The following is a 7487-nucleotide window of genomic DNA, read 5'->3' on the forward strand; positions in this document are numbered from 1 at the left end:
TCGGCGCGACCGGAGGAGCCGCCATGGGCCGGTATGTAGCAGCATTCGACGAAATACGGCTGGACGACGCCGACGAGGCCGGCGGGAAGGGGGCCAATCTCGGTGAACTGGTCGCCGCGCGGCTACCGGTCCCGCCCGGTTTCGTCGTCCTGCGCGCCTGCTACGAGCACGTCGTCACGCACGGACCGTACGGGCCCGAGCTGGACCGCTTGCACGCCGCCGCGCTGACGACCGGCGCGGGCGACGACCGGCTCACCGAGACCTGCGCGGCGATGCGCGATCTGCTACACCACACCGTGCTGGAAGAGCCGGTGCGCGCGGAGATCCTGTCGGCCTACCACGCGCTGGGGACCGACGCCCTGGTCGCGGTGCGCTCCTCCGCGGTCGGTGAGGACAGCGCGACAGCGTCGTTCGCCGGGATGAACCTCTCGCGGACCAATGTGCGCGGCGACGAGGACGTGCTCGCGGCCGTTGTCGACTGCTGGGCATCGCTGTTCACCCCGCGGGTGGTGTCCTACCGGGCGCGGCGGCATATCGGCGCCCGCCCGCAGATGGCGGTGGTCGTGCAGCGGATGGTCGCCGCGCGGGTGGCCGGTGTCGCCTTCACCGCGGATCCGGCGACCGGACGCCGCGACCGCATCGTGGTCGAAGCAGCGCGCGGCCAGGGCGAGGTGGTGGTGTCCGGTACCGCCGAGCCCGATACCTACCTCTTGAACGCGGCGGGTCCGGCGCTGCTGACCACGCACCCCGGTAAGCAGGAATTCGCGATAGTGGCGGGCGCCGAAGGTGACCGGAGGGTCGCCCTGCCCGACAGCGAGGCGGCCGCCCCCGTGCTGACCGATGCCGAAGCGGTCACCGTCGCCCGGCTCGCGCTGGCCGTCCAGCAGCACCACCACGGCACCCCGCAGGACATCGAATGGGCCTTCGACACCGACCGCCTCTGGCTGGTACAGGCGCGGCCGATCACCACGCTGCCGCAGCCACCAGCCGATCCCGAGGCTCCCGGCGACACCCCCGGCCTGTTGCTGCGCGGCCTGCCGGCGGCACCCGGTTCGGCAACCGGTGCGGTCCGGGTGCTCGACTCCCCCGACCGCGGGCACGAGTTGCGTGACGGCGAGATTCTGGTGGCCCCGATGACCAATCCCGACTGGCTGCCCACCCTGCTGCGCGCCGCGGCCGTGGTCACCGACAGCGGCGGGATGACCTGCCACGCCGCCATCGTGGCCCGCGAACTGGGTATCCCGTGTGTGGTCGGAACCCGCGAGGCCACCGGCACACTCCGCGACCGGCAGACGGTCACCGTCGACGGCGCGACCGGTGAGATCCGTTCCGGTCGTTCCCGATCCAACACCGTCGCCCGCCCCGCCGGACCGGTTGTCGCCGCGCCCGAGGTGACCGCCACCCGCATCTATGTGAATGTGGCGCTTCCGGAGTCCGCGGAACGCGCGGCGGCCACCGAGGTCGACGGTATCGGCCTGCTGCGCGCGGAAACCCTGCTGACCCGCAGCCTGGACGGCCGGCATCCGCGCGATCTCATCGCCCACGGCGAACAGGACCTCTTCGTGGAACGGATGGCCGGCGCATTGCAGCGTATCGCCGTGGCGTTCGCGCACCGGCCGGTGGTCTACCGGGCCGCCGATTTCCGCAGCAACGAATTCCGCAATCTGACCGGCGGCTCCCGGTACGAACCGGTGGAGAACAATCCGATGATCGGATTCCGCGGCTGCTACCGGTATGTCCGCGACCCCGAGGTGTTCCGGCTCGAACTCGCGGCCCTGGCCCGGGTCCGGGAGCAGCAGCCGAACCTGCACCTGATGGTGCCGTTCGTGCGCACCCGCTGGGAACTCGAATCGTGCCTGGAGCTGATCGAGGCGAGCCCGCTGGGTCGCTCGCGCGGGCTGCACCGCTGGGTGATGGCCGAAGTGCCGTCGGTGCTGTACCGGCTTCCGGAGTACGCCGGGCTCGGTATCGACGGGGTGTCCATCGGCAGCAACGATCTCACCCAGCTGATGCTGGGCGTCGATCGCGACTCCGAGGAATGCAGCGAGTTGTTCGACGAGTCCGACGCGGCCGTGCTCGACGCCATCGGCCGAATCATCGGCACCGCCCGCCGTCTCGGTATCACGTCGTCGCTGTGCGGACAGGCGCCCTCGAACAACCCGGAATTCGCCGAACACCTCGTACGCATGGGGATCACCTCGATCTCGGTGACCCCGGACGCCGTTCCCGCCACCCGCCGCGCGGTGGCGGCCGCCGAACGCCGCGTACTACTCGACCGGGCCACGGCCGGAGCAGGGGCACGATGACGGCGCCCGGTTACGAGCTGCGCGAAACCCACACCGGAGTCGTCGTCCTGTGCGGCGACCGCGCATACAAGATCAAGAAACCGATCACCACCGATTTCCTCGACTTCGCCACCCCCGAGGCCCGCGAGCACGCCTGCCGCCGGGAGTACGCCCTCAACCGCCGCCTCGCCCCGGACGTCTATCTCGGCGTCGCACATCTCACCGACCCCATCGGCGGAGCGGACGAACCGGTGCTGGTGATGCGCCGAATGCCGGAAAACCGGCGGCTGTCGGCCGTTCTCGACGAACTCGACACCGATGACGACGCGCTGAGGGCGCTGGTCGCGACAGTGGCCGCCTTTCACCGGGCCGCGCCGCGCGGGCCGGATATCGATCGCGCGGCGACAGCGGACGCCCTGTCCGCCCGCTGGCAGACAGTGCTCGATCCGCTACGAACCCGGCCGCCCGATCTGATCGACCCCGGACTCCTCGTCGCGATCTCCGCTCGCGCGCTGCGCTACCTGCGCGGCCGGGCGCCATTGTTCGATAAACGGATTTCCGGCGGTCATATCGTGGACGGCCACGGCGACCTGCTCACCGAGGACATCTTCGCGCTCCCCGACGGCTTCCGCATCCTCGACTGCCTGGACTTCGACGACGAGCTACGCCACCTCGACCGTCTCGACGATATCGGCTTCCTCGCCATGGACATCGAATTCCACGGCAGTCCCGCGCTCGCCGCCCGGCTGCTGACCGAATACCGGCGGGCGACCGGCGACGACGCACCGCCCTCGCTGGATCACCACTACCGCGCCTACCGGGCCGCCGTCCGCGCCAAGGTCGACACGATCCGGTACGACCAGGGCGATCGCAACGCCCGCGACCGGGCACAACGCCACCTCGCCCTCGCGGCGGATCATCTCGGCCGGGCGGCCGTACGACTCACCCTGGTGGGCGGTCTCCCCGGCACCGGAAAATCGACCGTCACCCACCGGCTCGCCGGGTCCACCGGCTCGGTCGTCCTCTCGAGCGACCGGGTCCGTAAGGAACTGGCAGGTGAGGGCGTGGTTTCCGGTCCGGTAGGCGGATACAACACCGGCATCTATGCTCCCGGGAGCAGACACCGGGTGTACACCGAACTGCTCGATCGCGCCGAATTACTACTGGCAGAGGGGTTCTCGGTTGTTCTGGATGCCGGTTGGCCCGATTCCGCCGAACGGGAACGCGCTCGCGAACTCGCCGCCGTCACAGACGCGGAACTGGTGGAACTACGGTGTAGCTGCCCTCGCATCCTCGCCGACCAGCGGCTCCGCACCCGAGGCGCCAGCGAATCCGACGCCACTCCGCAACTCGCACAAGCGATCTCGCGGGCCGCCGACCCGTGGCCCGAGTCCCGCACCATCGACACCCGGCAGTCCATCGACGCCGCCGCGGCAGCCGCACTGCGGTATTGGCACGACAGCGCAGTTGCCGGCTACTCCACGGCGAGATGAGCCGAGACCGGGGTTCCCGGGTGGACCGCTGGGGACCCCGGATCGTCCCCACCGGCTACTCGCCCGAGGCTACCTCGATCTTCTTCGCGGCTTCCGCCGGTTCTCGCAGCGGCACGGTGACCGTCAGGATGCCCTGGGCGCAATCGGCCGCCGAAAGGCTCATGCCGGCCGGTGCTCGACACTGCCGCGAGGTACACCCAGAGGGCCGGAAGTCCCCGAACCAGCCGTATCCGGCGCGGGCACAGCGGCGTCCCGGCCGACGACTTAGGACTCCCCGACCGGGGACCAAGGCCACCATCGGCCGCCGCCCGCCGCGACCTATCGTCTGAACACCGGCACCGCCGCGGTGGCATTCCGCCGGCATGATTCGCGGCTCCCGCAGCCGACGATGAGAGGAATCCGCAGTGAGCACACACATCGAACCGCCTATCGTCGTCGGCGTCGACGGCTCGACCAACTCATACGCCGCCGTCCGGTGGGCGGCGCAGGCCGCCGGCCGATTCCGCGCACCCCTGACCATGGTGTACGCCGTCGGCGCACCGCTGGACTACGGCCCAGGTCTGGGTGTGGTCGCCTTCGACAACCAAGCGATGCGCGCCGAGGGCGAAGACCACCTGGCCGACGCCGAGAAAATCGCCCGTGAAATCGCCGGCGACCTGGAGATCACCACTGTCGTGGTCGATCCGGACCCGGCGCCGACGCTCATCGAGCGGTCCCGCCGCGCCCGCATGGTCGTGGCCGGCACCCACGGCCGCAGCGCGATCGCCCGCGGCCTGCTCGGCTCGGTGAGCACCGCGCTGGCCCGCCACGCGCACTGCCCGGTCGCGGTGATCCCGGCCTCCTACAGCGAGGACCGGTCGAGCCTGCCGGTGGTGGTCGGCGTGGACGGCTCACCCCGCGGCACCGACGCCGTCGAAATCGCCTTCGACGAGGCCGACCGGCGCGACGTCGGGCTCGTGGCCGTGACCACCTGGTCGGAGTTCTTCCGCTACGTCTCGCGCGCCGAGATGCAGGAACAGGCACGCGCGTTCCAGGCCGAGAGCCTGGCGGGGTACCAGGACGGCTACCCCGATGTCCAGGTCACCCACGTGGTCGTCGAGGACCGGCCCGCACGGCGACTGCTCCGGGAGGCCGAGGGCGCACAGCTCGTCGTCGTCGGCAGCCACGGGCGCGGCGGTTTCCCAGGAATGACCCTCGGCTCGACCGGCCAGGCCGTCCTGCACGGTACCCCGGTGCCAGTGATCATCGCCCGGCCGCGGGACTGAGCACCCCTGAGATCGCCTGTGGCCGTCCGCGGCGGCCACAGGTGCGGACACCGGGCCGCTCGATCACGCCGGGCACGGGTCACACGACGAGGAGGCGACGGTTCATGCAGTATCCGGTCGGTATCGACGAGTCCGCACCGCACACCGTGCTCGCGGTGCGGACCGGTATCCGGGCCGAACAGGCGGGAGAAGCGATCGGGCACGGTCTGGCCGGACTCTATGGACTGGCCCGAGACCTGGCCCCGATTCCCGTCGGCCCACCACGGACCACCTATCACAGCGATTTCCGGCCCGGAACCACGACACAGGTCGAGTTCGAACTCCCGGTGGCCTTCTCCCCCGGTCTCGGCGACGAGGACGCGGGCTTCACCGTCCGCCGCACCGAGGCCCGCCGCTACGCCCACACCAGCCACCCCGGCCCCTACGCCGGTATCGGCGCCGCATACCGGGCCCTGGACCGATGGATCGCCGACTCCGGGCTCGACGCCACCGGGCCACCGACCGAGGTATACCACCGGGCGCCACCCGACGTGATCGCGCCCGCGGACCTTCTCACGGAGGTCCGGATCCCGGTCGCCGCGACCGTCCTGGCGGTGCGTAGCCCGGCATCCTTCGACACCACCGCCCGGGCAGCCCGTGCGGCCCTGCGAGACCACGACTTCGACCTCGTCGCCGAGATCGAGCTGCGGGCCGATCACGACGACGATCAGGCACCCGAATCCGGACCCCACCTGCTGCTCATCGGCTTCGATCGCGATCTGGCCCGGCACCTGCTCCGGACCGGCGTGCGGCTCGCGCCCTACCTGCCCTGCACAGTGATCGTACGCAGCGCGGGCTCGGGCACCGTCGTCGAAACGGCCGACCCGGCCGTTCTGGCACCGCCTCATGGCGAGCAGGACGGGTCCGGCACCGCCGCGGCGATTCGGGTTCGGCTGGAGGCGGTGTTACGCACCGTGGCCGAGGCCCCAGGGGACCTTCGTCCCGGAATCCAGGGGCCGATGGACTCAACCGGGCACCCCGTCCACCCGTACGCTTGAATCACCCGCGGCGAAAGAAGCGCACACATGATCAACGTGTTCCTGGTCGACGACCACGAGATAGTACGGCGTGGCGTCTCCGAGCTGATCTCGTCGGAAGCCGATCTGGAGGTCGTCGGCGAGGCGGCGAACGCCTCCCAGGCGCTCGCCCGGATCCCCGCGCTACGCCCCGATGTCGCCGTCCTCGATGTCCGGCTGCCCGACGGCAACGGTATCGAACTCTGCCGCGAACTGCTGTCGGCGAATCCGGGACTGCGCTGCCTGATGCTCACCTCGTTCACCGACGAACAGGCCATGCTCGACGCCATCCTGGCCGGGGCCAGCGGCTATGTCGTCAAGGACATCACCAGCCTCGACCTGGTCGAGGCCATCCGCCAGGTCGGCGCCGGGAAATCGTTGCTGGACAACCGCGCCGCGGCCACGCTCATGGCGAAATTCCGGGCCGAGGCCGAAGCGGCGACCGGCCCGCTGGCGAGCCTCACCGACCAGGAGCGCACCCTGCTCGCGCTCCTGGGTGAGGGACTGACCAACCGGCAGATCGCCGGACGGATGTTCCTGGCGGAGAAGACCGTGAAGAACTACGTCTCCCGCCTGCTCACCAAACTCGGCGTCGAACGCCGGACCCAGGCCGCGGTGATCGCCTCCAAGATGACCCTTCCGGACAAGAACGCCTAGGCACTGCCGAGCGGGGCCCCACGAACCGATAGGGCCCATGGACCCGGGTATGCGATGACTCCTGGCGTTGACCGATGGCCCTGGTGCGGCCGGGCCGCTCGAACGACACTGATCCTATGACCGAGCCGACCTCGCACCTCGTCTTCCACACCGGACCGGCCCCGGTCGCGAGCCCTGCGGCCGGTAGGCATCGCCGGAGCACTCCCAGCCGTTATCCGAGGTGATCACGATGCGTGCACGCGATATTCTCAGCCGCCCGGTCGTCACGGTGAACCGTGACACTCCGCTCCCGGAGGCCATGGCGCTGCTCACCGCCCACGGCTTCGCCGCCCTGCCCGTGGTCGACGAGAGGGAGCGCGTGGTGGGGATTGTGTCCGAATCCGATGCGATGGCCGCTGTCGAGTCCGGCCGGCGGGACAGCGTCGTCGAGGTCGCGATGACCACTCCGGTGGAGGTCGTCGAACCCACCACCGAGGTCGCCTCGATCGTGAAATCGGCGCTGGACCATCACCGGCGCGCACTCCCGGTCGTGGAGGCGGGCGTACTGGTCGGCATCGTCACCCGCCGCGATCTACTCCGTGCTCTCGTACTGGACGAAAGTTCGATCGAGGCCCGTATCGCGTCGCTACTGGACGACTACTCGGGCAGCCGCCGCCGGTGGGATGTCGTGGTTTCCGGCGGCCACGCGACCATCCGTGGAAGCTGCGCCGACGACAGCGAGCGGCGTGTCGT

6 protein-coding genes are annotated in these 7487 nt (G+C 70.3%); all 6 read left to right on the top strand.

The genetic code is table 11. The features are described from left to right. Positions 1-23 precede the first annotated feature (23 nt). Positions 24-2306 (top strand): phosphoenolpyruvate synthase, encoded by a 2283-nt coding sequence (gene ppsA / locus ACWDU1_RS08770; protein ID WP_449996862.1) that lies wholly within the window; start codon positions 24-26, stop codon positions 2304-2306. Beyond that, positions 2303-3778 (top strand): bifunctional aminoglycoside phosphotransferase/ATP-binding protein, encoded by a 1476-nt coding sequence (locus ACWDU1_RS08775; RefSeq protein WP_449996864.1) that lies wholly within the window; start codon positions 2303-2305, stop codon positions 3776-3778. The genes ppsA and ACWDU1_RS08775 overlap by 4 nt, the downstream gene beginning before the upstream one ends. A gap of 404 nt (positions 3779-4182) precedes the next feature. Beyond that, a complete protein-coding gene (locus ACWDU1_RS08780) occupies positions 4183-5043 on the top strand; it encodes a universal stress protein (protein ID WP_449996865.1) in 861 nt (286 codons plus the stop codon). Positions 5044-5147: 104 nt separating this feature from the next. Beyond that, positions 5148-6080, top strand: a complete 933-nt coding sequence (locus ACWDU1_RS08785) for a GyrI-like domain-containing protein (RefSeq protein ID WP_449996867.1) — start codon at positions 5148-5150, stop codon at positions 6078-6080. Positions 6081-6107: 27 nt separating this feature from the next. After that, the gene (locus ACWDU1_RS08790; RefSeq protein ID WP_449996868.1) at positions 6108-6755 is read left to right on the top strand and encodes a response regulator; all 648 of its coding nucleotides are present in this window, start codon (positions 6108-6110) and stop codon (positions 6753-6755) included. Positions 6756-6984: 229 nt separating this feature from the next. Next, on the top strand, positions 6985-7487 hold a 503-nt coding region (locus ACWDU1_RS08795), incomplete at its 3' end, for a CBS domain-containing protein (RefSeq protein WP_449996869.1).

Source organism: Nocardia sp. NPDC003345, assembly GCF_053589395.1.

Coding starts and splice junctions, on each gene's coding strand:
- ppsA (WP_449996862.1), top strand. CDS start 24: ATGGGCCGGTATGTAGCAGCATTCGACGAAATACGGCTGGACGACGCC.
- ACWDU1_RS08785 (WP_449996867.1), top strand. CDS start 5,148: ATGCAGTATCCGGTCGGTATCGACGAGTCCGCACCGCACACCGTGCTC.
- ACWDU1_RS08775 (WP_449996864.1), top strand. CDS start 2,303: ATGACGGCGCCCGGTTACGAGCTGCGCGAAACCCACACCGGAGTCGTC.
- ACWDU1_RS08790 (WP_449996868.1), top strand. CDS start 6,108: ATGATCAACGTGTTCCTGGTCGACGACCACGAGATAGTACGGCGTGGC.